The following is a 25,768-nucleotide window of genomic DNA, read 5'->3' as shown; positions in this document are numbered from 1 at the left end:
GATTATTTTGCGTTTGAACGGTAGGCGGTGATCAGTTCGATAAAGTGGTCGAACAGCGACGCCGCATCGTGCGGACCTGGACTTGCCTCTGGGTGCCCCTGAAAGCTGAACGCCGCCTTATCAGTACGGTGGATACCTTGCACCGTATGGTCAAACAAGGAGGTATGCGTCACGCGCAGATTTGCAGGTAAATTACGGTCATCGACGGCAAAACCGTGGTTTTGTGCGGTGATCATCACCGTATTATTATCCAGGTCTTTTACCGGATGATTACCACCGTGATGGCCGAGCTTCATCTTGACCGTTTTTGCTCCGCTGGCGAGTGCCAGCAGCTGATGCCCCAGACAAATACCAAACACGGGAACGTCAGTTTCCAACAATTTCTGGATAGCCGTGATGGCATAATCACAGGGTTCCGGGTCTCCCGGACCGTTTGAAAGAAATACGCCGTCCGGATTGAGCTTGAAGACTTCTTCTGCCGGGGTTTGCGCAGGAACAACCGTCAGTCGGCAGCCACGGTCCACCAGCATACGCAGGATGTTACGCTTAACGCCGTAGTCGTAAGCTACCACATGAAAAGACTGCCCGTCTTCATTTTTAGGGGCAGGCAGGCCTTCCAGCTGCCAGCTGCCCTGCAACCAGCTATAGGTTTCGCTGGTGGTCACTTCTTTTGCCAGATCCATCCCTTTAAGGCCAGGAAATGCCTGTGCCTGCTGCAGTGCAAGCGCCGCATTCGGGGCATCTCCGGCAATAATGCAGCCGTTCTGTGCGCCTTTCTCGCGCAGCAAACGCGTGAGTTTACGGGTATCAATATCAGCAATAGCAACGATGTTGTGGCGTTCCAGATAAGCAGACAGCCCTTCTTCACTGCGGAAGTTGCTGGTTATCAGCGGCAGGTCACGAATAATCAGCCCTTGTGCATGGACCTGAGAGGATTCTTGATCTACGGAATTGGTGCCGACATTGCCGATATGGGGATAAGTGAGGGTGACAATCTGGCGGGAATAGGAAGGGTCTGTGAGGATTTCTTGATAACCGGTCATTGACGTGTTGAAAACCACTTCCCCCACTGCCGAACCTAAAGCCCCAATGGCTCGACCGTGGAATTGGGTTCCGTCTTCCAGAACCAAGAGCGCTGACTTTATCAAAACTTCCTCCGGTGAATAAACAGTCACAATATGTGCACATTAATTCAAACTGAAGCCGTGAATCAATGTAAAAACCGCCTGACCGCTCGATTTTGGCAAATTGTGCGCATTCTAATGATCGCCCTTGTACTTGTCCAGTCTGAGCCCGTTTTTTTTCTTGTTGTTTTAGCCAGCTGGCAGAAGAATAGGATGATTTACGCCAAAAGGAACAACTATCTGTATCATTCAGGCAGAAAAATGAATTATTTAATAGAAGTAAACGACTACCGCAGGCAGAAAGTGGACCAAATGGTAAAAAAAGTGATAAAAGAGAAGGAAAAAAAGAGATAAACAGCACAAATAGCTATGAGAAAAATAAAAAAACAAAATAATAACTTAATTAAAAAGGGCAATAAATTATCACCCTTAAATCATGATGTTAGCATAGAAAAATAAACGTGAAAAAATCAAATATCATCAAGATTAAGCACATTTTTCATATTATAAAGACCATTTTTACGACCACTAACCCACTCTGCTGCCTTAACCGCCCCTTTTGCAAAGGTCATGCGACTTGAAGCCTTATGGGTAATCTCAACGCATTCACCAACATCCACAAACATTGCAGTATGCTCTCCGACGATATCTCCGGCACGAACAGTGGCAAAGCCAATGGTTTCCGCTTTGCGCTCCCCGGTGTGGCCCTCACGAGTCCACACGGCATGTTCATCCAGATTCCAGTTCATTGCATCCGCAATTGATTCACCCATCGCCAGTGCAGTACCAGATGGAGCATCTACCTTATGTCGATGATGCGCTTCGATAATCTCGATATCAGCGTAACTGCCCATCACTTTGGCTGTTTTTTCCAATAGTTTCAGCACCAGGTTAACGCCGACACTGAAATTAGCCGCAAACACGATACCGATTTCTTCAGAAGCCGCGCTAATTGCTGCTTTGCCTGACTCATCAAAGCCAGTGGTACCAATGACGATCCCTTTGTGGTATGCCCGGCAAAATGCCAGGTACTCCAGCGTGCCCTCTGGACGCGTAAAATCAATCAGTACATCAAAGTTGTCTTTTACCGCAGCAAGATCGCTACTGACCTTAATATTGAGTGGGCCAGTTCCTGCCAGTTCTCCCGCATCCACTCCCGTGAGCGAGGAGCCTTCTCTAACCAGTGCCGCACCGAGGCAAACCCGTTCAGCTTCATGGGTAGCCTGGATTAGCTGGCGGCCCATACGCCCCGACGCGCCTACGATAGCAAGGCGAATCTGTGCATCATTCATAGTGCATCCCTTAAGTCTGTGCATGCAAAGCGGGTCAGATTAACCCGCGGTTAAACACAACACCACTAATAAAAATTCGTGATAAGAATCTTATGACAGACGCGACGAATTATCAGTAAAACAAATTTAATGTGGGAATTTACTGACAGATGAAATAGTGGTGTCAGGGATGGCACTCTCATTTCCGTTAATGGTGGTGCAGGCTGTCACATCGACTTACTTCCCGATGCGACACTATTTCGACATTTCGTTTCAGCATGGCCACGTTGGATAACGTTGTTAAGGTACTTCGTCTGCCGGTGCGTTAAGCCAGGTTTAACCCTGGCTTTTGTGTACGTCTGACCCCATGCATGTTGGCCTGTTCGGGAAATAGCGCAGGATTGGTAACGTCGCAGGATGTTTGAAATTTTTTCCCATTCACCCACTGTACGTCTTTTCTGTTACCGTCAGAGGAGAGAAAAACCGATACCGGGAGAGGGTTTATTTGCAATACCCATACATCGCCCACAGAATACTGTCACCCTTTAAATGCGTTTATTATCAGCGCCGCTGCTGAACATTATCGCAAGTTTATCAGTGCAATAACTTTTGCAGCAGCGCCTTAAAAAGGCCAGAAGGACACAATGCATTCGGGCATTTTCGTTCTGTCCTTCTTAAAACCGTTATTCAGATGTAGAATTAAGCAGGTTTAGTATCGGCGCAACGGAGAAGAATGAGCCACAGACCACAATCACATCATCCGGTTCGGCTTCCTGTTTAGCGGCTTCCCAGCCCGCTAAAACGTCGGGGAACGTATGCGCCTGCGGTAAATATTGTGCCACATCGTCCGGCTGAGAACTTCTCGACCCAGCCTGAACGCCGCAGCAATACCAACTATCAGACAATCCGCTTAAATGACCCACAGTCGTCTTGATGTCTTTATTGTTCAGCATACCGATGACAAACCGATATCGACCTCTTATTGGGAATTTACTCAGTCTTTCCGCCAAATAAGCTGAGGCATGCGGATTATGCGCAACGTCCAAAATAACCGTTGGATTATTTACTTTGATTTGGAAACGACCTGGTAAGTTGGCGTTAAGAATAACCTCATTCAGTGCGTCAGGCGTAAATTTCAAGCCGCTAACATGCAAGGCAGCAATCGCCGTTGCTACATTATCCAACGGCATTTTGGGAATATCTAAATGGACAAATTCACAGTCGGCGTCGCGAAATGCCCAATGATTATCTCGCACGTCGACATGCCAATGATTCTCACGCTGATGAATGACCGCACCTATTTCCTGCGCATAAGTCAACAACGATACCGGAGCCGTGGCCTGGCCAATGACCGCCGGTTTACCCGAGCGGAAGATACCGGCCTTAATCTCGCCAATTGCTTCTGTGTTTTTACCCAGCCAATCTTCGTGGTCCAGAGCGACGTTGGTAATCACCGAAACGTTTGGCTCAATAATATTAGTCGCATCATCACGCCCACCCATTCCAACTTCGATAATAGCAATATCAACCCGTGCCTGCTTCAGCAGCCAGAATGCGCCCAGCGTATTAAATTCAAAAGGCGTCAAAGTAGAATCCTGACGCGCCTTATTAATAGCAACGAACGCGGCAATGTGGTCAGCATCGGCCAGTTCATTGCCCTGGATGCGCACGGTTTCGGTGTAATTAATCATGTGCGGGGAACTAAAAACACCAACTTTATGCCCGGAGAGTTGCAGTATTTTTTCAAGTGTATGGCAGGTCGTGCCTTTGCCATTGGTCCCCCCCACCAAAAAAATAAACGGGGCGGGTTTTAATATATCGAGTGTCTTCGCCACTGCCCTAATTCTGTCAAGGCTCATATCGATAACCTGGGAATGGAGGCTATCAATATAAGAAAGCCACTCATGTAAACCGGAGTTTTCACTCATGCCTATGTTCCTCTAATCTAAACATTTAATTACAGCGGCAAGAACAAAAAGCTTATACATGAGCCGTTTAAACCTAACAATACCGATGAAATATTTTTCACTTTAAAAAAATACGCCTGTAGATTCCTGAATTGAGTATTTCTCCCTGGTACTATACCGCATCTGAGACTGATATATGGTCGCCAGCTCTGGTTGTGTCTAATATTGTTCTTTGATGCAGGGCATGATGCAGACGATTCCGCGCTTGCCTGCATTGCGCTTTTTCAATAACACGCTGTTCTGCCAGCGAATGTCCCTTTCAATACCTTTTTGCTGTTTGCCACGTTGATATGCTTATTTTGGAATTATTCCCAACAGCTTTTTATCCTGAAATCGTTACACACGTCTGTCTTCCCATCGATATTATCGTACCCTGTGTCTCCGGCTGTCTGCTCCTGCGTAACGCTGAGGAGAAGATTGTCGGTTAATTATTCCATACTTCACCACCGGGTTATCCGCATGCTGCCACTCCTCGATAAGGCTTCTTACTGTGATAAATCCTGTATGACACGCCGCTGACTAACCAAAGAAAAATGCTTCAGAACCAGAGTAAGATGAAAAAACGTGAATCACCGCGGTGAATGTCGGGAAAAACCTTTCCTGCTAATTTTTGATTAAATCAAAATAATAAGGAAGAAACAGACTCAATCCACCGACAAAAAATCGAGAATCAAGTGTTCGCCTCTCTATTAAGAGTCTGTCCCAAAAGGCGTTATCGTATAATGCATACCGGTCATATCTGAGGGCAAAGTATGGCAGGCGGTAAAGGGCAGATTAGCGATGAACTCCGGGACCCCGGAACACAAAACCCGCCATCCTCCGGGTACGCGCCGAAAACGTGTTGATAATCGGGCCGCAATGAACGCCATTTTCTTCGTCCCCAGCACAGCCTGTCAGTGGAATGCACTCAATGCCACAGGGATAGGTTCATCAGCTTCTGCGCCCCGGCGCTTCCGGGAACGGAGAGACGCAGGTGTCTTCGGGCGTTTCTGGCAGAACGGATTACTGGCCTGTGGACACCCCGGACTGCTCATGGATGGCGGTATGACAACATCACCGCTGCCCGGGACAAAAAAACAGGACGCAACCCCACGGACACAGGGAAACAGGGCGTAAAGCCCAGTCTGATGACAGATACCGGGGGCTTCCTCTGTCACGGGTCGCAGCAGCAGCAAACAGGCATGACATCAAACTGGTGGCGGACACACCCGGTGCTCTTCAGACGGGACGTCCGGGGCAAAAACCCGGACGCTGCCCGGACAAAGGCGACGAAGCGCCCGGGCAAAACAGACCGGTTGAGCCGTCGTGACGAGCCTTATATCCCGCCCCGTAAAGAGGAATGAGATGCCAGTAAAACCACGAACTTCAGTGCCCGTCGCCGGGAGGACGCGCAGCCGGATGAACCGGTTTCGCCGGGCCCTGACCCGACGGGAAAAGACATCTGAGAATGACGGGGTCCTGTTGCATTTTTCCTGTGATCTTATTGTCTGGAATAACGTTCTGTTGAGGCAGGTTTTTAGTTTCATCAAGATACCAGACGCAGAACTCAGCGATACATTGTGGAGTGATCAACACTGAGGCCGCATTCAGCAAGCATCTCCTGCAGCTCACGATAGCTGATGCCATATTTGCAGTACCAGCATACCGCCCACAGAATAATGTCACGATTGAAATGCCAGCCTTTGAATACGTTTATGGAGAGCATTACTGGTGAAAATGCAGCGCGGTTTATCTGCGCAGCGATCTTTGCAACAGTGCCAGGCAAACTGGGTCAACTTGGCCACGTTCTTCGCCTGGCCAACAGATATCCGAAAAGTGATCCACGCTACCAACACCATCGGGTCGTTAAACGGCATGATCAGGCATGCCATCAAGAAACGCAAAGTGTTCACTACCGACAACGCAGTGAAAAAGGTGGTGTGGCTGGCGTACGGCAATGAGCAGTTTGTTGTCGGGTTCGGTGACCGCCTGGACGGTCTTTTCTGAGAAAAGGCATTTACACAGAATCCGGTAGAGGTTCAGCCACAATTTCTTCAGTATCAGTATTGCAAAAACGGGAGTGGCCATAGCGACTCCGAACCCCCTGGGTAGTCACACGCTTTTTCCATTGTAGAACGCATGTGCAGCCGCCTTGCAGGTTTTTTCGTAGAAACGATCCGCATCGTCGGTGGTATATCCGGCACCGACAAAACATCCACGAGCCACCTCTTGCAAACTATGCCGGATACCGGAAGCGTCGGCATAAACAGAATAGATGCTTCCGATCAGCGCTATCACATCTGATTCCGACATCCTCTTTTCACCGCTCATCAGACGGGCGTGATTGATACAGGCTGCTGCATTGGCACACGTAAAAGAATCGCCAAAACCGGAACTGTCTTCGAAACCATTGAACTTCTCGTTGACTTTGAAGTGCGCCAGCGGCATGTTCTCAATATTTTTTGAATTGATCATAGGGTTCAGGTCTTCCAGTGCTTTCGGATTATTTTTCAGTCTTCACTGATGAAAGCGTGTTTCGAGTTTACTCAAGGCTGGACCCATTATGCTGGTATTTCTGGTTAAGAGACTTTTATCAGGATCCTCGAACATCAGACTTTGGTCCAATTTCAGGGCTTCTTCAGAAGAAAGCAGACCATGTTTACTGAGCATTTGCATGATGACTTTTTCTGCATGTCCCCAATACCGATCGTCGGCATATACCTGACGCAGGTTCAGTATAGCTTTACCCGCGATTAGCTGCGCTTGCTCATCAAGAGTGGTGCTTCCTGCCAACCTGGCCTCAAGCTCATTAACGCATTGCCGTGGAGTCAAACCTTTTTCGTTGCAGGCCTTTTGGAAATCGGCATAGCACTTTAGCACAAACGGATGCGTAATGGAGCGAGAAGCGTAGCCGGTAGAACCGCTCTTTTCATTGGGTACGCCGGATAACGAATACTTATTCTTACTATCGTACAAAGGACTCTTGGTCAGATCAGGATCTTTAGGAACAACAGCTGGCTGGTATCTCGCGATATTTTCCGCTTTGATGCGTTCGCCCTTGAGACATGCGAGCGATGTCGCCATTGATTGGTGGGACTGCCCGGTATCGACCATTTTGCTAAGATATATGCGGGTAGCAGACCGATAATCGCTCATTGTTAGAAACTGGTTGCAGCCCACCCGCCGGAGCATAACATTGGGGCGCAAGTCTTGCGCCTGGCGGTGGCTGTCAAACTGCTCATAGCGTTGAATATGCTTTTTAGCCTCATTAGTCGCTTTGTCCAACCTTTCATTACTGGTGAAACCTTGTTTTCCATCGTGCAGCGAAGTGGTGGAAAGGAAGAAATGATTTGTCACCTGGTCGTATGCATAAGCGGTAGCTGCAAGGCCCAGAACGTACTTCATTCGCCGCAAATTCCCATTTGGTATGCCATCGCCGCCTTGTTGCTGGCTATGTGATGTGTTCTCCTTCTGAACTGATGGATAGCTCTCCTGGGTTGATGTCATTGCTTTCGTAGCAGTAGTCAGACTCGAGCCTGCTACGCAAGGTTTTTGACTCTCGGCCGTTTTCATAAGCGCCGGGGTAGAGTTAGTTAACTGAGTGGAAAATCGGATAGTGGGAAACCGCATGACTTCTCCATAAATGCATGACCAGCGAGTAAACTGTTGTTTAAAAGATGTCTGGAACTGTGCTGCTTTGTTTGAGACCTGTAAAAGCAGATAGTAGATCACGACAAAACATTAAGTTTATCTTGAGTGTAACGATGACTCGATCAGTTCCAGGTGTACTTTTTCGGCTGCAAACAGCCGATATTGGTAAACTTAGCTTATAATTTATTAATGGGGAAGTACAGGAAACTCCTCCAAAGGTCGGCATTTTCAGCGTGACATCATCCTGTGGGTGGTTCGCTGGTACTGCAAATATTTGCAACAGTGCCAAATAAATCAAATATGATTTTTAGGATTTTTGCCAGAAATTAACGAATTCTTACGGTCACCATGTTACGTTACCGCAACTCCATTTCTGGGAGATATCCCGGTTTGTTGAGCTGGCTGGTCAGGAATCTGAATCGCTTCCTTTAGGTGCGCCTGACCATGAAAGGTGGCACTGATCCATTTCAGTGATGCCGCAGGTTTACGTGAGATTTGATGTAAAAATCCCATCTTTGCCGGATTATTAACCTGAAGCCTATTTTTTCAGGCGCACCGATCCAGCTCAGGCATCCGGAGCCATCGTTTTTTCGCCATCCCACGCAGCCTTTCCTAAAGCAATTCCGTCGCGTGCACGCCGGTCTGGTGGGCACTTGCAAAGCGAAGTCTGTCCCCGCACAGGATGCATTTGTACGGGGACGTGCCCAGAAAACCCTTCATCAGCACCGCGAACTCTGGCTTCTCTTCTGGCTGATATCTGCAGGGTATCATACGCACCGGGGAGCAGCGTACCTCGCCTGCAGTTGGTCAGAAAGCCGGAGTAACGCACCACCTTAAAATGTCGTGCCGGAACGTGGCTGATATAGCCCCCGATCATCTCTTCCTGACTCAGGGGCCGGAGTTTATGCTTCCGCGTATGGTGAGCAAGGTAGTGGTGAACCACCGCGCCACCGTCGTAGTGTCGCAGGCGTGAAGCCGACATTGGTGGCCGATTCAGTAGCGCCCCAGATATTTCACGCTGTGCCAGGCGACCTTTGTTTTCCTGGTGAAGTGCACCTTCCAGTAGCAACCATACTGTGCCTTCAGGTAACGCCGCCACTGTTCTCTGGCGCGGATATATCCCAGTCCCGGCTGGGTGCCGGGACTGATCCGGTCATAGCTGCCGCGTAGCAGACGGATAACAGTGCTATGCCAGATCTCCTCAGCGGCCTTTTTTTTGAAGAAAAGGCTGCGTCAGATGCCGTGCTTAACGTCAGGACCGCCACGGGTGGCGGAAACGTGGATAAGTGGGTGCTGATTGAGCTGCTGGTCGTAAGTGTGCAGGGCGCAGACGCTGCCCATTTCGATATGCTGCTGTTGACAGCAGAGGAAGCACCATTGATTTTTATCCCTCCCTGCGTCGTAGCAGCAAAGCAGCATACCGGTTTCTGGGAAAAATTTTAACAGCGTGAAAGGCTGGCAAATCCCCCACCGCATCAACACGGACAAAGCGCCAACATACGGCCATGCGCCTGCTCTGCTAAAACGGGAAGGCCAGTGCCGGCCTGACGTTGAACACAGGCAGATAAAATACCGGAACAACCTTATTGAATGTGATCACGGCAAACTGAAACGGATAATCAATGCCTCGCCGGGTTTTAAATCAATGAAGACAGCTTATGCCCTTTTCAGGGGATTGAAGTCATGCGGGCACTGCGTAAAGGACAGTCGGAAAACTTCTGCTTCGGCTATCCCCTGTGCGTGATGCGCCTGGTAAATAAAGCATTTGAAATGTAAGGCCTTTCAGTTATGCCAAAGGCCACATCATCGCGAACTTTGCAACAGTGTCCGCCTACCTGCGTAGTTAAGTTACAGGTGGTTCGCTATCGCCAGTATCAGGGGTAATGACAGCAATGACAGAGGGAATCGGGGGAGGACTTGCTGGTGCCTGTTGCCATCAAATTGGTCGCGTGGTGTGGATAAGGTAAACAGGTTGCGCATGGGAAGTCGCTGGTAGCAGTCCTGACTGGCAGGACTCTGATACAGGATTAGCCGTCCCGAATTGCCCCGGAGGATGCTTAGGCCGGGCCGTCTCTAAAAATCGGCGGGCTGGCGAAAGGTCATGGCTGACTGAAACGCCGGATGAAGGATAGTCAGCGCTTCGGCATGAAGCTGCAGACGCGGAGCCATTGCTCTGGCCTGTTCATGGGCGTAAAAATTGTCCCCAAGAATAGGATGGCCCAGCGCCAGCAGGTGTACCCTGAGCTGATGTGAACGTCCGGTAAGCGGCTTAAGTTGCAGGCGTGCGCTGTTATCAGCGGCATAGTCAAGCACCTGAAATTCCGTCTGGGCGGTTTTGCCCGTTTCAAAACACACTTTTTGTTTTGGTCGGTTTGGCCAGTCACAAATCAGCGGTAAATCAATCAGTCCCTTTTCTTTTGCCGGATGTCCCCAGACTCTCGCCACGTAGGTTTTCTGCGGTTCCCGTTCACGAAACTGACGTTTTAGCTCGCATTCCGCCGCTTTGGTGAGCGCTACCACGATAACGCCGCTGGTTGCCATATCCAGCCTGTGAACGGATTCTGCAGCCGGAAACGCCTGCTGGATGCGGGTCATCACGCTATCGCGGTGCTCTGCCAGACGACCCGGAACGGAGAGCAGGCCGCTGGGCTTGTTGACCACAATAATATGTTGATCCTGGTAAAGAACATGCAGCCAGGGTTCCTGCGGGGGATTGTAGGGTTCCATTTTTTGCCTGCCAGGGGTGGACTGACCACCCCGTGAATATTACTGATGGGTAACCACGATAAGGCGAAGCGCGTCAAGACGCCAGCTGGCCTCGTTTAGCGCGGCGAGAACCTGCTCACGGTTGCTTTCCAGCGCGTCAATTTCATCCTGACGGATATTTGGATTAACGGCGCGCAGCGCTTCCAGCCGGGACAGCTCCGCGCTCAGTTTGTCGTTCGCCTGCTCACGGGCCGCATCAATCAGCTTACGTGCTTCCTCTGCAGCCTGATCTTCCGTCAGTTGCAGGATAGCATGCACATCTTGCTGAACCGCGTTGACCAGCTTACTGCCGGTATGGCGATTCACGGCAGTAAGCTGGCGGTTAAAGTTTTCGAACTCCACCTTTTCAGCCAGGTTGGTGCCTTTTCGATCCACCAGCATCCGCATCGGCGTCGGCGGCAGAAAGCGGGTAAGCTGCAGGTGTTTCGGCGCCTGGGTCTCCACCACGTAAATCTGCTCAACCAGCAGCGTGCCGATCGGCAGCGCTTTGTTCTTCAGCAGCGACAGGGTACAGCTTCCGGTATTACCAGACAGGATCAGATCCAGCCCGTTACGAATGATCGGATGTTCCCAGGTAACATACTGCGCATCTTCGCGCGAAAGCGCCTGGTTACGATCGAAGGTGATGGTGCAGCCATCTTCTGGCAGACCGGGAAAGTCCGGTACCAGCATATGATCGCCCGGCGTGAGAACGATCAGGTTATCACTGCGATCCTCCTGATTAATGCCGATAATATCGAACAGATTCAGCGCAAAGTTAACCAGTTCGATATTATTGTCCTGTGTGGCAATCTGTTCTGCTAGCGCCAGCGCTTTTTCGCCCCCGTTCGAATTGAGCTCCAGCAGGCGATCGCGTCCCTGTTCCAGCTGGCTTTTCAGCGCCTCGTGCTGCTGGCGGCACTCGCTGATAAACAGATCCAGTCCTTCGTTATTGTCTGGCGCAGCCAGATAGACAATCAGCTGCGAATAAGCCTTGTCGTACACCGTACGCCCGGTTGGACAGGTATGTTCAAATGCGTCCAGCCCTTCGTGATACCAGCGGATCAGCACCGCCTGCGCGGTTTTTTCCAGATACGGCACATGGATCTGAATATCGTGCGCCTGACCAATACGATCCAGACGGCCAATGCGCTGCTCCAACAGATCCGGGTTGCCGGGCAGATCGAACATGACCATCTGGCTGGCAAACTGGAAGTTACGTCCTTCTGAACCGATCTCCGAGCAGAGCAGCACCTGTGCGCCATCCTCTTCTGAGGCAAACCACGCGGCTGCACGATCGCGTTCAATAATTGACAGACCTTCGTGGAAAACAGCGGCGCGAATGCCTTCCCGCTCGCGCAGTACCTGTTCCAGCTGCAGCGCGGTATTTGCCTTGGCGCAAATCACCAGTACCTTATGCTGGCGGTGGCTGGTGAGAAAGCCCATCAGCCATTCAACGCGAGGGTCGAAGTTCCACCAGGTGCTGCTGTCGCCTTCAAATTCCTGATAAATTTGCTCGGGATACAGCATGTCGCGCGCGCGCTCATCGGCGCTCTTACGGGCGGCCATAATCCCGGAGACTTTCATGGCGGTTTGATACTGCGTTGGCAGCGGAAGGCGAATCTGGTGCAGTTCACGCTCAGGAAAACCTTTCACGCCGTTACGGGTATTGCGGAACAGTACGCGGCTGGTGCCGTGGCGGTCCATCAGCATGGCGATCAGCTCCTGACGAGCCGCCAGTTTGTTGTCGCCTTCACCATTTGCCACCTGTAACAGTGGTTCAATATCCTGTTCACCCACCAGCTCATTCAGCCCGTTCATCTGCTGCTGGCTGAGCGCATTATCGGCCAGCAGCGAGGAAACGGCATCGGCGATCGGACGGAAATGCTGCTGCTCTTCTACAAAGGCAGCAAAATCATGGAAACGGTTCGGATCGAGCAGGCGCAGACGAGCAAAATGACTGTCCATGCCGAGTTGTTCGGGCGTGGCGGTTAGTAGCAGCACGCCGGGGATTTGCTTTGCCAGCTGCTCTATCACCTGATATTCACGGCTGGGCTGTCCTTCTTCCCAGGCGAGGTGATGGGCTTCATCGACAATCATTAAGTCCCATTCTGCCTCTGCCAGCTTTTCCAGCCGTTGCTTATTGCGCCGTACAAAGTCGAGAGAGCAGATCACCAGCTGTTCGGTATCGAACGCATTATCGCTGTCGAGCTGTGCCTGGCTGTAACGGTCATCATCAAACAGCGCAAAGCGCAGATTGAATCGACGCAGCATTTCCACCAGCCACTGGTGTTGCAGGGTTTCCGGCACAATAATCAGTATGCGTTCGGCCCGGCCTGCCAGCAGCTGCTGGTGAAGAATCATGCCGGCCTCAATGGTTTTACCCAGGCCCACTTCATCGGCCAGCAGTACGCGCGGCGCGTAACGCCGCCCGACATCGTGGGCAATATGTAGCTGGTGAGGGATCAGGCTGGTACGCATCCCGCGCAGGCCACTGGTCGCTAGATGATATTGTTCACTCTGGTATTTGCGCGCACGAAAACGCAGGGCGAAACGATCCATACGATCCAGCTGCCCGGCAAACAGCCTGTCCTGCGGCTTGCTGAACACCAGCTTGCTGTCGAGCATTACTTCTCGCATCAACATGTCAGTTTCATCGGTGTCCAGACGGGTGCCGGTGTAGGTCATCAGGCCGTTGTCGTCATTTACATCGGTCACTTCCATCTGCCAGCCTTCGTGGCTGGTAATAGTATCGCCTGGGTTGAAGATGACACGGGTGATCGGCGAGTCATTCTTCGCATAGAGTCGGTTTTCGCCGGTGGCGGGAAAAAGTAGGGTGACCATGCGTGTATCAATGGCGACGACCGTTCCCAGTCCCAGTTCGCTTTCCGTATCGCTGATCCAGCGTTGACCAAGTGTAAAAGGCATAAATATTCGGCTCGGTTTTCTCAGTTCCTGTCCCATCAGGCTATTTTATTTGCTCGTCTGAAGCCGGACGGCGCGTAAATTCTTACTCAACGCGCCGCCCGTTCTCAAACTGCCTGCAACAATGACGCCTGATGGGACAGGCTCACAGGGATGCGTGCAGGCAAAAGCACTTCAGCCATGCAGCGGTGGCACGGCAAAATAATTCAGTCATTCAGGAAGGGCGCTATGGTACTGGAAGAAACGGGTTTCGTCACCTGTCAAAAAAGCCACAACTGTCCGGTAATCAGTGTAGCAAAATCGTCTGCCATAAATGGCAGAATACCGTCGGCGACCGGCTGAAGCTGTTTAGTCAGATAGTGGTCGTAATCCAGCGGCGTGGTCCGCGCCTCCAGCGGCTCCGGCCCGTTTGTCGCCATGACATAGCGAATTTTTCCGCCGTTTTGGTACTGCAGGGGACGGCCCAGCTTCTGGTTTAGTGCATCGGCGAGACGGGCGGCCCGGACGTGTGGTGGCACGTTGCGCTGATAGTCACTCAGCGGCCGACGTAGTCTTTTACCGTAAACCAGCTGTTGGTCAAGCTCGCCGTCCAGCAATTGCCTGACCGTCTCGCGGATATAGCCCTGATAAGGCTGATTTTTGAAAATCTTCAGGTAGAGGTTTTGCTGAAACTGTTGTGCCAGCGGCGTCCAGTCGGTACGCACGGTTTCCAGCCCTTTAAATACCATGCGCTCGTTGTTACCCTCACGGATCAATCCGGCATAGCGTTTTTTGCTGCCCTGTTCCGCGCCGCGGATGGTGGGCATCAGAAAACGGCAATAGTGGGTTTCATATTCCAGTTCCAGCGCGCTGTCGAGATTGTAGACTTGCCGCAGATGTGTTTGCCACCAGCGGTTAATTTTCTCCACCAGGCGGTGACCGATGTCGTTAGCGGCCTGTTCATCATGCGGCGTTCTTAGCCAGACAAAAGTGGAGTCAGTGTCGCCATAAATCACGTCGTAGCCTTCTGCTTCGACCAGCGCTTTGGTCTGGCGCATGATTTCATGACCGCGCAGGGTGATAGACGAGGCCAGTCGGGGATCGAAAAAGCGGCAGGCGCTGGTGCCGAGCACGCCGTAAAACGCGTTCATAATGATCTTCAGCGCCTGAGAAAGCGGCCTGTTACCCTGTTTCTTTGCCGCCTCGCGCCCCTGCCAGATTTGGCTGACAATCTCCGGCAGACAGTGGCGGGTGCGCGAAAAATAAGCCCCGCGAAAGCCGCTGACCGATGCCTGTTCGTTGGGATGAGAGATGCCCTCAATCAGGCCGACCGGGTCGATCAAAAAGGTGCGAATGATCGAGGGGTAAAGGCTTTTATAGTCCAGTACCAGTACCGAATCATACAGACCGGGACGTGAATCCATCACGTAGCCGCCGGGGCTGGCTTCTGGCGCAACCTGGCCCAGCCCTGGCGCAACATAGCCGACGCGGTGCATTCTGGGCAGATAGAGATGGCTGAACGCCGCAACGGAACCGCCGTGGCGATCAGCCGCCAGGCCGGTCACCGAAGCCCGTTCCAGCAGGAAGGGGATCAGTTCGGTGTGCTGGAAAATACGCGTCACCAGTTCGCAGTCTTTCAGGTTGTAGCGTGCCAGCGCGGGCTTATCTTCGGCAAAGCGCTGATCGATCTCCTGCATTCTGTCCCACGGATTGTCGATGGTTTTGCCTTCGCCCAGCAGCTGACGTGAAACGGCCTCCAGGCTGAATGAGTCGAAATTCCAGAAGGCGGACTTCAGTGCGTCAATGCCATCAACAATCAGCCGCCCGGTAGCCTGAGCAAAGAAGACACCCGGCTTGAAACCGTGCTCACGCCATTCCAGCACCTCATGATTGCGCCCAAGCTGCAGCGGAATGCCGTAACGATCGGCGTGTTTTTGCAGCATTCTCAGGTCAAACTGCACGACATTCCAGCCAATCAGCACGTCGGGATCGTGTTGCTCAAACCATGCGTTAAGTTTTTCCAGCAACTGTGGGCGGCTGGAAACATATTCCAGCGTGAAATCCAGGCCACTCGCGTCGCCATTTTCCGGGCCGAGCATATATACATCGCGCTGGCCGCAGCCTTCCAGCCCGATGCAGTATAGTTCGCCGTGGCGGGTGGTTTCGATATCCAGCGACACCCATTTTAGCGGTGGGCGATAGTCGGGATGGGGCTTCAGGCGAGCGTTGACCAGGCTGTTACCGCTGTGTTCCCCGCTAAACCACACCGGGGAAGTGATGTAGCGTTCCATCAAAAAGCGTTCCGGTGGACGGATATCGGCTTCATACACCATTACACCGTTTTCCCGCAGCAGCTTTTCCAGCCTTTGCAGCTGTCGGTATTGTCGGCAATAGAGAGCGGCCACCGGGCGTTGGTGAAAGTCTTTCAGTTCAAGCGGTACCAGCCGGTAATGATGCTCCTGTTTCAGCAGCGCTTTTGCTTCAGCCAGTGCGGTCTGCGGAATGAACGCCACTGACTCCTGTACTGGTAACGCCAGCCGCTGTGGGCCGGCATCGGTTGCCAGCCACAGCACCACTTCGGTACCGGATGCGGTATCCCGCCAGTGGCGGGTTAACAGAAAGCCTGCGCGCGCGTTATTCACCTGTCGCCCTGATTGTTTTGACCATACCCGATAATAGCATGTTTATTTATGGGTTTTCCCCGATCATGGTGGGAGACTCAGAACGCCATGTTCAGCTTTCCAGAGTGGAACATGGCTCCCTGCCTGAAGCGCTCCGTGTTTCTGTAACCCCGGGATTTGATCCTCAGTAACCGGATCTTGCTGTTCAGCGCTTCAGCATTCCCGTTCGATACCCCATGCCGTGCTGCATTCAGTATTCCGTACAACCTTTTGCGGGTTGTTTTGGCAATATTCTTCATTACGTGAACGTCGCTGTTACTGGCCAGAGCCTCCCACTTGCAGCCAGTCATGACGGCTCTGTTCTCTGTACGGTCGGCTCCAGATATCTTTCGCCAGCTCCTTTAGCGTCCAGCACTGGCTGGTGCCCGTGAAGCCAGGACAGCTTCTCCTGACGCTGCTCCGTCATCCACTTTTCACCGTACTGCCACAGGAAGCGGCTTCCTTTTACCTTACGACGAACATCCCCGGCCACCACAACTGGGGAAGACCCTTATTTATACAGTGCTCATTCATGTTGCTGTGACCGTATTAGGCCGAACGACACTTCTGTACAAAACAGCACTTGACGGATTTTGGACGTCTCTGGACAATTCGTCTTCCTGAAAAGAGCGAGTGGGAAGTATGGAAGCCTGGCTGCAACATCTTATAACTCAATCCGTTGCCTGGTCGCTGCTGGCGGTTGGCCTGATCACTTTTTTTGAATCACTGGCGCTGGTGGGGTTATTGCTGCCGGGTACGGTGCTGATCGCGTCATTTGGCGCGTTGATTGGCAGCGGGCAGGTGAGCCTTTATCCGGCCTGGCTGGCTGGCACTCTGGGTTGCCTGATCGGCGACTGGATTTCTTATTTTATCGGCTGGCAGTTTAAGGGGCCGCTGCACCGATGGTCGTTTATTAAAAAGCACCAGACGTTGATGGACAAAACCGAGTACGCGCTGCATCAGCACAGCATGTTCACGATTATCGTCGGTCGTTTTGTCGGACCGACGCGCCCGTTGATTCCGCTGGTGGCCGGGATGCTTGAGCTTCCTGTCAGGAAATTTATCCCGCCGAATATTATCGGCTGCGTACTCTGGCCGCCGTTCTATCTGCTGCCGGGGATTCTGGCCGGTGTGGCTATTGATGTGCCGAAAGATACCAATAGCAGTATGTTTACATGGCTGCTGCTGGCGGTGGCGCTGCTGGTCTGGCTGGGCGGCTGGCTTTGCTGGCGCTGGCTGCGGGTGAAGAAAACATCGAACTGGGCGACGCCTTATCTGCCTGCTTCGCGTCTGCGCTGGCTGGCACCCCTGCTGTTGTCAGCGGCCACCGCGAGTTTTATCGCCATTCAGTTTCATCCGATGATGCCGCTGTTCCGCCAGCTATTATGGACGGTCTTTATCGGACATTAATGCCTGATGCTGCTGCCATCTCTCAGCGGCGGCGTCCCCGACGCGTCTGACCAACCAGGGCCGCTGCGTGGCGTAAAATATGCCGCCCCTTATCCAGGCCGTTTTTATTGGGTGAGTAATCGCTTGCTCGGGATACTCTTTTTACCGCGAACTGATGCGCTACTCGGGAACGTGTCGCCGTTGCGCATGCTGCATCACGCCATAACGCCCGTCTCTAATTTTTGAACCGTTTTTATTGAACGGTAATGCCCAGAACTGCCGCTTCTGCAACCTTTCCCTGCTGCAACAATGTGGTGTCGCCGTCCCAGAATACCCGGCCATCAACAACCAGGATACTGCGTGGCGCAATACGCACCGCGTCTTCAATGCTGTGAGATACCATCAGCAGGGTGATATTTCGCTCTTCACATACCTCGTTGACCAGCAGCAGCATTTCCTGACGCAGCGCCGGATCGAGAGCGGAAAAGGGTTCATCCAGCAACAGTATCGGCTGTTGACGCACCAGACAGCGGGCCAGCGCGGCGCGCTGGCGCTGGCCGCCGGAGAGTTGATCTGGAAAACGCATCAGGTGATCCTGCAGACCAACCCGCCGCACAATAGCCTGCAATGCGGCTTTCTGCTGGTTGTTTAGCCGCAGACCCGGATGCAATCCCAGACCAATATTTTGTTCCACCGTTAAATGTGGAAAGAGGTTGTTTTCCTGAAAGAGCATCGACACCGGGCGCCTTGCAGGCGGCGTGGCCGCGTGCTCCTCGCCGTTGAGCCGCAGGCTTCCACTGTCAGCGGTCAGGAACCCGGCGATCAGGCTTAACAGGGTGCTTTTGCCTGCGCCGCTTGGGCCAAGAATGGCCACTTTTTCCCCTGCCTGTATGTTCAGGGAAAAACGCATTGGCAGATGTTGATACATCCAGATGAGATTATTCAGGGTTAGCATGGCGTTCCGGCAGTTTTTCAATCAGGGTAAACAGTAAAAAACACAGCAGCAGCAGCAGCAGGGCGGTTACTGCACCCTCGGCGCTGCGGTAAGCACCGATCTGTTGATACAGCCAGAACGGCAGCGTGCGAAAGTTTTCATTACCAAACAGTGCCACCACGCCGAAGTCGCCCACCGACAGCACGCAGGCAAACGCCATCGCCTGGGCAATGGGCCGCCTGAGCGCCCGCAGTTCAATCAGCCACAGTCGGTTCCAGCCGCTGACGCCCAGCGACAGGCACAGCAGGTTATAGCGGGCGGCCGTGTCGTACAGGGGATTTTCCAGCACTTTCATCGCATAGGGTACGGCCATCAGCGCATTGGTAAATATCACCATTCCTTCCGTTGAAGGGTGCAGGCCGACGGTATCATTGAACAGCAGAAAAAAGCCGGTCGCTAGCACGATGCCCGGCATGGCGAGGATTAGCAGACCGCTCAGTTCCAGCGTCTGGCCCATCCACCGCCGCTGTTTCAGGCGCAGTTCGCGGCTGGTCCATAGCAGCATCATGGTCAGCACCACCGAGAGCATGCCTGCGCCAAGCGCAACGCGCAGGGAAGTTAATGTTGCCTGCCACAGTGCTGGCTGCCGTAATATGCCGGGCAGGCCCTGGTTGATGCCGTCTGCTGCCACCGCCAGTAGCGGCGGCAGCAGCAAAAGCAGCACGGCGACGACGATCGTCATGTCGGTTATTTTGGCGGCTATGCTGTCTTCGGGATTGCGCCATCCGGTGTCGCTGGCGCTGCCACCGGGGAGCGCCTTATTGAGTCGCTGGCTGAACACCACCAGCCCCAGGCAGCACAGGATTTGCAGCAGTGCCAGCAGCGCGGCGCGGGCGGGGTCGAAATCAAAACTGAGCGACTGGAAAATCGCCAGCTCCAGCGTAGTGGCTTTGGGACCACCGCCGAGTGCCAGTACGGTGGCAAAGCTGGCGAAGCAAAGCATAAAGATCAGTGCGGCGGTGGGCAGGATCTGGCGTCGCAGCCACGGCCATTCCACCAGGCGAAAATGGTGCCAGCCGCGAATGCCAAGCTGGGCTGCCAGCTTGCGTTGTTCATCGGGAATGTGTTCCAGTGCCTGTAATAACAGCCGCGCCGCCAGCGGCAGATTAAAGAATACGTGGGCCAGCAGAATGCCCTGCAGGCCATAGGGGCTGAAGGTGTAATGCACCCCCAGCAGTGAACACAGCGTGGCCAGCCAGCCGCTTCGTCCATAAACGCTGAGAATGCCGAAAATCACCACCAGCACTGGCAGTACCAGCGTCATCGCGCACAGTCGCAGCAGGGTTTCTCTGCCCCAAAAATGACGGCGCCCGAGTGCTCTGGCAAGGGGAATAGCAGGCAGCACGGCCAGCGTGGCAGAGAGCAGCGCCTGAAAGAAGGAAAAACGCAGGACGTGCCACAGGTAGTCATCCTGCCACAGCGTCATAACGTTCGTGACCGGTGCCTGGCACCACAGTGCGCCAAATGCCAGCGCCGCCACGCCAACCAGCAGCGCCGAGGCCACTATGCCTGGCGCTAAGGTGGCTTTACTTAGCGGCTGACGGCGCGTTGCCATGCACTGATCCACTGGCTGCGATGGTTGGCAATGTCCTGCGGGCTGTACTGGAGCGAGGTACCCGGCACGGTCAGGGTATCAAAACCGGCGGGTAGCGGACGTTTTGTTACCGGATACATCCAGTTGCTGGTGGGGATGGTGTCCTGGAAAGCGTTGTCGAGGACAAATTGCATAAATGCCTGGGCAAGCTGCGGCTGCCTGCTGGATTTCAACTGTCCCGCGACCTCAACCTGTAGATAGTGCCCTTCGCTAAAGCTGGCAGCGGCGTACTGGGACTTTTTCTCTTCAATCAGGTGATAAGCGGGAGAGGTGGTATAACTCAGCACCATGTCAGCTTCGCCCTTTAGAAACAGGCCATAGGCCTCGCTCCAGCCTTTGGTGACGGTAACGGTCTTACCGGCCAGTTTCTGCCAGGCCTGAGGCGCGTTATCACCGTAAACTTTTTGCATCCACAACAGCAGTCCAAGGCCTGGCGTACTGGTGCGGGGGTCTTGATAAATGATTTTGAACGGTCTGTCGCTTTCCACCAGCGCTTTCAGGCTCGTTGGTGGATTTTGCAGGCGCGTTTTATCATAGACAAAGGCAAACCAACCGTAATCGTAAGGAACGAAGGTGGTGTTTTTCCAGTCGCCCGGGAGGGTCAGCCTGCTGTTATCGGTATGGCTTTGGGCAAACAATCCCGTTTTTTCTGCCGCATCCAGCAGGTTGTTATCCAGCCCCAGAACCACGTCAGCCTTGCTGTTTTTTCCTTCCAGGCGCAGGCGATTGAGCAGCGCGACACCATCTTCCAGCGCCACGTATTTCAGCTGGCAGTCGCAGCGGGCTTCAAAGGCTTTTTTTATCGCCGGGCCGGGCCCCCAGTCGGCAGAGAATGAATCGTAGGTGTAGACCGTGAGCCGGGGTTTTTCAGCAAAAGCAGGAAGTGAGCACAGAATAAGCAGGGGGAGCACTTTCTTTAACACATTGCGTTCCTTGGAAAAGGGTGAGGACGCATGATCTGAGCGGATAACACTCTCAAATCCCTACGCCGGTATGAGCCGGATCAGGTTCGACGGGTCTTTCTCAGCGCCATTTTCTTCAGCGCACCCCGTTGAGAACGACGCTATTCTAGTGATTTCCCCGCAGCAGGGAAAGCATCATCCTTCAGGCGGTGCAAACCACGCGGATTTAAAGTCGAACCAGCCCAGGGTGTTCATTTTTACGCCGCGCATCGTACGTATGCCTTCCAGTAGTAGCCAGTGATGAAACAGGGGATGCAGCGTGTGAGAGTCAATTATCCGCTTACTCCACTCGGTCAGCGTCAGGTTGTTTTCCCGCCACTTTTGCACGTCGGTTTCCCAGTTGGTTGCCACGCAGTGATGCACCAGCGGGATCTCATACAGCAGCGCAAACAGAGAGAACGCCAGCGGCAGCGTAAAATTGGCGCTGCCCAGCCAGATATCGCTTTCGGCATCGCCACGGTGCCAGGTAGCGTAGTCCACCTGGCGGGTCACCAGCGTGACGCCCCCGGCAGCGAGTAAGGGTTCCAGTGTGTTAGCAATCGCCTGGTACTCGATATGGTCGTCATACCAGGTGAGCGTCAGCGAGGTTAATCCAGCTGGTTTCGTTGAGCGCGTCAGATCCCGCTGGTGATGCCAGCGCGGAAGCAGGCCATAGGCCGGAAACCAGTAACGCTGATAGCCAATATCCGCCTGGTTCAGCAGGGCAACGGGATTGCAAAGGCTGTTCACCCAGCGTCGTACCTGTTCATTACGTCCCCGTTCAGAGCGTTGATCAAACAGCAAGAAGTAGCAGCCTTCTTCCAGCCTGCTCTCTTCTGACTTGTCGCTCAGGCTGTCGCTCTGAAGTCGCACACTGGCGTAAACCAGTTCTTCACTGATTTCCGGTAGCACCCAGATGTTGACTTCATCGATCAGCGCCCGATAGCCGAAATAGTCGTCAAACGCTTCAATGCGCAGCTGACGCTGTTGGTTGCGCACCACCTGATAAGGCCCGGTACCGATCGGCTGACGGGCAAAGTTGGCTATGGACGGCCACTCTTTCGGCAGGATCATGCTGCTAACGCTGCCCAACAGCCAGGGCAGCCAGTGGTCAGGCTGATGCAAATAAATATCCAGGCTCCAGGGAGAAGAGGACGATATCTTATGCAGATTGGCATACAGCGGTTGACTGGTGAGCCGCTCCAGAGTGGCAATCACATCCGCCATTTCCAGTTCGCGCCCATGATGGAAATGAATCGCGGGACGTAAGAAAAAGCGCCAGTGCAGCGGTGTGATTTGTTGCCAGTGATGGGCGATGTCCGCTTCAATTTCCCCATTTTCCTCATTAATGCGGGTCAGCCCGCTGAAGATTTGCCGGGCCAGATGGGTTTCTGATCGCCTGAGCGGGGTGCCCGGCAGCAGGTTGAGCAGCGAGCGATAATAGAGAATACGGAGAATGTGTTTGCCCTGTCGGAAACTGCGCCCGAGGCGTGAAACCAGCATTTGCCGCACCGCATTTTTATCACCGACCAGCTGCACCAGCTGGTCGATACGATCCTGTTCCAGCAGATCTTCTGCGCGCTGTTGTTGCAGCGCCAGTCCGGTATAAAGAAAGTTGAGCTGTGAGCGCTTACTGCGCCCGGCTTCCGCATGCCATTCCAGCCAGCCCTGCTGTTGCATGGCGTTAAGCAGACTGCGCATATGGCGACGTGAACAATTCAGCCTGAGGGCTAAATCATTCAGTGTGGTCTGCTGTGACTGCCCCTCACAGCTCTGCCACAGGCGAATAAACTGCTGTTTCAAACGGGGTGATGACATAAAAGAGGAACTCTCCTGGTAAAGTCGTCTGTTTTTTTTCTCTATATTAGGCGAAGAATAGCCGTCGATGAAAGAGCGGGAGACATTCTGTGAATGGCGCTCCGACATTATTTTTACTTGATCTGAGTATGGTGCGACTTCACCCGCCAGCGTGCTTATGGCCGCTGGCCTTTTTTCATTGGCCCTGTTTTCTTCTGTGCTTCTTGTTTGTTCTGTTTATGCTGTGTACCTTGTCGCGAGCGCCATACCGAAGGATCAGTCATGAAATCGCTTTTATCACGTCGACGTCGAATCAACCCGTTTATGACCGTCTCTTTTATGGTGGGCGTGGCGGGAGCGTTACAGGCGCCGACGCTCAGTCTGTTTCTCACCCGTGAGGTGGCGGTGCGTCCGTTTTGGGTCGGGCTGTTTTATACCGTTAATGCGGTCGCCGGGATTGGGGTCAGCGTGCTGTTGGCAAAGCGTTCGGATAACCGTGGTGACAGGCGCATGCTGATTCTGTTTTGTTGCCTGATGGCGGCGGGAAATGCGCTGCTGTTTGCTTTCAATCGCCATTATCTGACACTGGTTACCGCAGGTGTTCTGCTGTCCGCGCTGGCCAGCGTAGCTATGCCGCAGATTTTCGCGCTGGCGCGTGAGTATGCTGACCGTTCAGCGCGGGAAGTGGTGATGTTCAGTTCAGTTATGCGTGCCCAGCTGTCACTGGCGTGGGTGATTGGGCCGCCGCTCTCCTTTGCGCTTGTGCTGGGCTATGGTTTTACCACGATGTTTGTGGTTGCCGCCGCGCTTTTTATTGTCTGCATTTCATTGATCTGGTTTGCGCTACCCTCGGTCCCTCGCATTGTTCAGTCGGAACAGATTGCCATAACTGAAATCAGCGCCTGGAAGAACCCGGATGTCAGGCTGTTATTTCTCGCCTCTTTGCTGATGTGGACTTGTAATACCATGTATATCATTGATATGCCGATTTATATTAGCAATGTGCTGGGTTTGTCAGAGCGCCTGGCCGGATTACTGATGGGCGTGGCCGCGGGTCTGGAAATCCCCGCGATGCTGCTGGCTGGGCACTACGTGAAACGCGTTGGCAAGCGCAATATGATGCTGGTGGCGCTGATGGCGGGCGTGCTGTTTTACTTCGGGCTGGTGCTGTTTCATTCGCGGCTGGCATTGATGATATTACAACTTTTCAATGCGGTGTTTATCGGTATCGTGGCGGGGATTGGCATGCTGTGGTTTCAGGATTTAATGCCGGGGCGGCCGGGAGCGGCCACAACGCTGTTCACTAACAGCATTTCTACCGGTGTCATTCTGGCAGGTGTGGTTCAGGGCATGCTGACGGAAGCGTTTGGTCATGTTGCAGTGTATTGGGTTGCCTTGCTGCTGGGCATTGTTGCTCTGGCGATTACCGCGAAAGTGAAAAACGTGTAAAGAAGTCGGCAGATTTCGCGCGAGACTGGTTGATAAGTGAATAGTGCAAAGGTTGTTACTGGCGAATAACGGTGTTTCTGATAAGACTTGATGAGGATATGTATTGCGAATAAGGGAGGAAATGGCAATGGAAAAAAGCAGGCTGGTTTACGCATTAATCCCTGGGGCGCTAAACGCGCTGGGACCGCTTTGTACCGATTTCTATCTTTCAGCGCTGCCCGAACTGACTTGTCAGTTCGGGGAATCTACTTCGCCCGGGCAGCTGACGGCTGCACTGGCTGAGTTGGGCGCAGGGTAGTTTGTTTTTGGCCCGCTCAGTGACCACACTGGCAGGTGGAAGCCGTCACTTATTTCGCTGGTGCTGTTTTGTCTGGCGTCGCTGTGGTGTGCATTGACCCATGATATGTCGCAGTTGATTGCTGCTCGCTTCTTTCCGGGGCTGGCGGGGCCGTGCTGTCCCGTGCCATTGCCCGGGGTCTTTACAGCGGCACCGCGCTGACAGGCTTTTTTGCCCTGCTGATGACCATCAACGGAATTGCGCCAGTGATTGCGCCTGTTTTGGGTGGTCTTCAGCTGACCGTGACAGACTGGTGCGGGCTGTTTGTTTCACTGACGGCAGCGGGTGTACTCCTTTTTTTGCTTACGTGGTTCAGGCTGTCGGAAACGCGGGGCTGGCAGAACGTTAGTGACGCCTCGTTGGATTCAGGCAGTGTGTTCCATGACCGTACCTTTATGGTGTTGTGCCTGTTGCAGGGCTTTATGATGGCGGACCTGTTTGCCTGTATTGGCGCGTCATCGTACATTTTTTAGCAGGTGTTCGCGCTTTCGGCCCTGCAATACAGTTAAACCTTTGCGGTGAATGGCCTTGGGCTGGTGGTCTGTTCTTTGCTGTTAGCAAAATGTTCGGCAAAGTGAGGGGAGACGGTGGTGCTGGCCTTTGCCCTGGCTGCCGCCGTGGTATTTGCTTTTCAGCTGCTGCTGCTGGGATTTTTCACAGACTGTCTGCTGTGACGGATTGTTACCCTGCTGTTTTTCACCGTTTCAGTTAATAGCGGTATTTGCACGCTGGCCAGTTCGGTTAGCTATGCAGCGTCAGGCCGCGCATTCCGGGACGGCCTCCGAATGGATAGGCATGCTAATGTTTGCGATGGGCGGCATCAGCGCACCGCTGACCGGGATTGGCAACACCTCAAGCGTGTCAATGAGCGCGGTGCTGATGTACGGATATCTACTGGCGCTGCTTTGTTTTATTGCGGTCAGAAACGCCGTGGCGGCACAGGGTGTCTCGTCGTCGCAGCATTAA

The 25,768-nt window shown here is 53.1% G+C and carries 18 protein-coding genes, 6 pseudogenes and 1 riboswitch; of the genes and pseudogenes, 9 read left to right on the top strand and 15 right to left on the bottom strand.

Features of this window, described 5'->3' with window-relative positions:
• Positions 1–2: 2 nt before the first annotated feature.
• From carA to folC, 3 genes are all read right to left on the bottom strand, one after another.
• Positions 3–1,148: a glutamine-hydrolyzing carbamoyl-phosphate synthase small subunit gene (gene carA / locus LU633_RS21150; RefSeq protein WP_016190927.1), complete on the bottom strand. Its 1,146-nt coding sequence runs from the start codon at positions 1,146–1,148 to the stop codon at positions 3–5.
• A gap of 446 nt (positions 1,149–1,594) precedes the next feature.
• The gene (gene dapB, locus LU633_RS21145; RefSeq protein ID WP_016190929.1) at positions 1,595–2,416 is read right to left on the bottom strand and encodes a 4-hydroxy-tetrahydrodipicolinate reductase; all 822 of its coding nucleotides are present in this window, start codon (positions 2,414–2,416) and stop codon (positions 1,595–1,597) included.
• A 662-nt stretch (positions 2,417–3,078) separates the two neighbouring features.
• Positions 3,079–4,323, bottom strand: coding sequence for a bifunctional tetrahydrofolate synthase/dihydrofolate synthase (gene folC / locus LU633_RS21140; protein WP_016190930.1), 1,245 nt, complete (start codon positions 4,321–4,323; stop codon positions 3,079–3,081).
• 791 nt (positions 4,324–5,114) lie between these two features.
• Here folC and LU633_RS21135 point away from each other — a divergent pair.
• Positions 5,115–5,868, top strand: a pseudogene (locus tag LU633_RS21135) (IS5 family transposase); the annotation flags it as partial.
• A 43-nt stretch (positions 5,869–5,911) separates the two neighbouring features.
• Here LU633_RS21135 and LU633_RS21130 read toward each other — a convergent pair.
• Positions 5,912–6,058 (bottom strand): annotated as a pseudogene (locus tag LU633_RS21130) (IS6 family transposase); the annotation flags it as partial.
• Between the two features lie 62 nt (positions 6,059–6,120).
• Between LU633_RS21130 and LU633_RS21125 the strand changes: the two are divergent.
• Positions 6,121–6,288, top strand: a pseudogene (locus LU633_RS21125) (transposase); the annotation flags it as partial.
• Positions 6,289–6,453: 165 nt separating this feature from the next.
• Here the strand turns inward: LU633_RS21125 and LU633_RS21120 are convergent.
• The 3 genes and pseudogenes from LU633_RS21120 to LU633_RS21110 form a co-directional block, all read right to left on the bottom strand.
• Positions 6,454–6,816: a hypothetical protein gene (locus tag LU633_RS21120; protein WP_198292523.1), complete on the bottom strand. Its 363-nt coding sequence runs from the start codon at positions 6,814–6,816 to the stop codon at positions 6,454–6,456.
• 42 nt (positions 6,817–6,858) lie between these two features.
• Positions 6,859–8,073, bottom strand: a complete 1,215-nt coding sequence (gene xopAG, locus LU633_RS21115; protein ID WP_198292524.1) for a XopAG/AvrGf1 family type III secretion system effector — start codon at positions 8,071–8,073, stop codon at positions 6,859–6,861.
• A 465-nt stretch (positions 8,074–8,538) separates the two neighbouring features.
• Positions 8,539–9,345 (bottom strand): annotated as a pseudogene (locus LU633_RS21110) (IS91 family transposase); the annotation flags it as partial.
• On the opposite strand from LU633_RS21110, the pseudogene LU633_RS21105 reads away from it, so the two are divergent.
• Positions 9,324–9,768 (top strand): annotated as a pseudogene (locus LU633_RS21105) (DDE-type integrase/transposase/recombinase); the annotation flags it as partial. The pseudogenes LU633_RS21110 and LU633_RS21105 overlap by 22 nt on opposite strands.
• Positions 9,769–10,065: 297 nt before the next feature.
• Here LU633_RS21105 and rluA read toward each other — a convergent pair.
• The 4 genes and pseudogenes from rluA to LU633_RS21085 form a co-directional block, all read right to left on the bottom strand.
• Positions 10,066–10,719 carry a bifunctional tRNA pseudouridine(32) synthase/23S rRNA pseudouridine(746) synthase RluA gene (gene rluA / locus LU633_RS21100; RefSeq protein WP_016190935.1) on the bottom strand — a complete coding sequence of 218 codons (654 nt, stop codon included), beginning with the start codon at positions 10,717–10,719 and terminating at the stop codon, positions 10,066–10,068.
• A gap of 39 nt (positions 10,720–10,758) precedes the next feature.
• The gene (gene rapA / locus LU633_RS21095; protein WP_016190936.1) at positions 10,759–13,665 is read right to left on the bottom strand and encodes an RNA polymerase-associated protein RapA; all 2,907 of its coding nucleotides are present in this window, start codon (positions 13,663–13,665) and stop codon (positions 10,759–10,761) included.
• 257 nt (positions 13,666–13,922) lie between these two features.
• Positions 13,923–16,283 carry a DNA polymerase II gene (polB, locus tag LU633_RS21090; RefSeq protein WP_016190937.1) on the bottom strand — a complete coding sequence of 787 codons (2,361 nt, stop codon included), beginning with the start codon at positions 16,281–16,283 and terminating at the stop codon, positions 13,923–13,925.
• A 77-nt stretch (positions 16,284–16,360) separates the two neighbouring features.
• Positions 16,361–16,779 (bottom strand): annotated as a pseudogene (locus tag LU633_RS21085) (transposase); the annotation flags it as partial.
• A 164-nt stretch (positions 16,780–16,943) separates the two neighbouring features.
• Here LU633_RS21085 and LU633_RS21080 point away from each other — a divergent pair.
• Positions 16,944–17,711 (top strand): DedA family protein, encoded by a 768-nt coding sequence (locus tag LU633_RS21080; RefSeq protein WP_016190940.1) that lies wholly within the window; start codon positions 16,944–16,946, stop codon positions 17,709–17,711.
• Positions 17,712–17,943: 232 nt separating this feature from the next.
• Here LU633_RS21080 and thiQ read toward each other — a convergent pair whose 3' ends face one another.
• The 4 genes from thiQ to sgrR all read right to left on the bottom strand — a co-directional run bounded on the left by thiQ (position 17,944) and on the right by sgrR (position 23,037).
• Positions 17,944–18,645 carry a thiamine ABC transporter ATP-binding protein ThiQ gene (gene thiQ, locus LU633_RS21075; protein ID WP_016190941.1) on the bottom strand — a complete coding sequence of 234 codons (702 nt, stop codon included), beginning with the start codon at positions 18,643–18,645 and terminating at the stop codon, positions 17,944–17,946.
• A complete protein-coding gene (gene thiP, locus LU633_RS21070) occupies positions 18,629–20,239 on the bottom strand; it encodes a thiamine/thiamine pyrophosphate ABC transporter permease ThiP (RefSeq protein ID WP_016190942.1) in 1,611 nt (536 codons plus the stop codon). The genes thiQ and thiP overlap by 17 nt, the downstream gene beginning before the upstream one ends.
• Positions 20,215–21,201 (bottom strand): thiamine ABC transporter substrate binding subunit, encoded by a 987-nt coding sequence (thiB, locus tag LU633_RS21065; protein ID WP_016190943.1) that lies wholly within the window; start codon positions 21,199–21,201, stop codon positions 20,215–20,217. The genes thiP and thiB overlap by 25 nt, the downstream gene beginning before the upstream one ends.
• Positions 21,202–21,240: 39 nt before the next feature.
• Positions 21,241–21,339, bottom strand: a riboswitch (TPP riboswitch).
• A gap of 36 nt (positions 21,340–21,375) precedes the next feature.
• Positions 21,376–23,037, bottom strand: a complete 1,662-nt coding sequence (gene sgrR, locus LU633_RS21060) for an HTH-type transcriptional regulator SgrR (protein WP_016190944.1) — start codon at positions 23,035–23,037, stop codon at positions 21,376–21,378.
• Positions 23,038–23,298: 261 nt separating this feature from the next.
• Between sgrR and LU633_RS21055 the strand changes: the two genes are divergently transcribed.
• The 5 genes from LU633_RS21055 to LU633_RS21040 all read left to right on the top strand — a co-directional run bounded on the left by LU633_RS21055 (position 23,299) and on the right by LU633_RS21040 (position 25,768).
• Positions 23,299–24,465, top strand: coding sequence for an MFS transporter (locus tag LU633_RS21055; RefSeq protein ID WP_016190945.1), 1,167 nt, complete (start codon positions 23,299–23,301; stop codon positions 24,463–24,465).
• Positions 24,466–24,592: 127 nt separating this feature from the next.
• Positions 24,593–24,763 (top strand): hypothetical protein, encoded by a 171-nt coding sequence (locus tag LU633_RS21050; RefSeq protein ID WP_016190946.1) that lies wholly within the window; start codon positions 24,593–24,595, stop codon positions 24,761–24,763.
• A 60-nt stretch (positions 24,764–24,823) separates the two neighbouring features.
• Positions 24,824–24,964: a hypothetical protein gene (locus LU633_RS26320; RefSeq protein WP_325175790.1), complete on the top strand. Its 141-nt coding sequence runs from the start codon at positions 24,824–24,826 to the stop codon at positions 24,962–24,964.
• A complete protein-coding gene (locus LU633_RS21045) occupies positions 24,916–25,275 on the top strand; it encodes an MFS transporter (RefSeq protein ID WP_016190947.1) in 360 nt (119 codons plus the stop codon). The genes LU633_RS26320 and LU633_RS21045 overlap by 49 nt, the downstream gene beginning before the upstream one ends.
• Before the next feature lie 322 nt (positions 25,276–25,597).
• Complete coding sequence (locus tag LU633_RS21040) at positions 25,598–25,768, top strand: hypothetical protein (protein WP_157275227.1); 171 nt, start codon at positions 25,598–25,600, stop codon at positions 25,766–25,768.

Origin of the sequence: Erwinia tracheiphila, assembly GCF_021365465.1 — a bacterium.
GTDB classification, from domain to species: Bacteria; Pseudomonadota; Gammaproteobacteria; order Enterobacterales; family Enterobacteriaceae; genus Erwinia; species Erwinia tracheiphila.
Note: the sequence above shows the minus strand (reverse complement) of the source record. Positions and strands in the feature narration are given on the sequence as shown.

Bases quoted from the DNA above. Each gene is read 5' to 3' on its own strand.
- dapB (WP_016190929.1), bottom strand. From the start codon at position 2,416: ATGAATGATGCACAGATTCGCCTTGCTATCGTAGGCGCGTCGGGGCGT.
- folC (WP_016190930.1), bottom strand. From the start codon at position 4,323: ATGAGTGAAAACTCCGGTTTACATGAGTGGCTTTCTTATATTGATAGC.
- LU633_RS21120 (WP_198292523.1), bottom strand. From the start codon at position 6,816: ATGATCAATTCAAAAAATATTGAGAACATGCCGCTGGCGCACTTCAAA.
- rluA (WP_016190935.1), bottom strand. From the start codon at position 10,719: ATGGAACCCTACAATCCCCCGCAGGAACCCTGGCTGCATGTTCTTTAC.
- rapA (WP_016190936.1), bottom strand. From the start codon at position 13,665: ATGCCTTTTACACTTGGTCAACGCTGGATCAGCGATACGGAAAGCGAA.
- LU633_RS21080 (WP_016190940.1), top strand. From the start codon at position 16,944: ATGGAAGCCTGGCTGCAACATCTTATAACTCAATCCGTTGCCTGGTCG.
- thiQ (WP_016190941.1), bottom strand. From the start codon at position 18,645: ATGCTAACCCTGAATAATCTCATCTGGATGTATCAACATCTGCCAATG.
- thiP (WP_016190942.1), bottom strand. From the start codon at position 20,239: ATGGCAACGCGCCGTCAGCCGCTAAGTAAAGCCACCTTAGCGCCAGGC.
- sgrR (WP_016190944.1), bottom strand. From the start codon at position 23,037: ATGTCATCACCCCGTTTGAAACAGCAGTTTATTCGCCTGTGGCAGAGC.
- LU633_RS21055 (WP_016190945.1), top strand. From the start codon at position 23,299: ATGAAATCGCTTTTATCACGTCGACGTCGAATCAACCCGTTTATGACC.
- LU633_RS21050 (WP_016190946.1), top strand. From the start codon at position 24,593: ATGGAAAAAAGCAGGCTGGTTTACGCATTAATCCCTGGGGCGCTAAAC.
- LU633_RS21040 (WP_157275227.1), top strand. From the start codon at position 25,598: ATGCTAATGTTTGCGATGGGCGGCATCAGCGCACCGCTGACCGGGATT.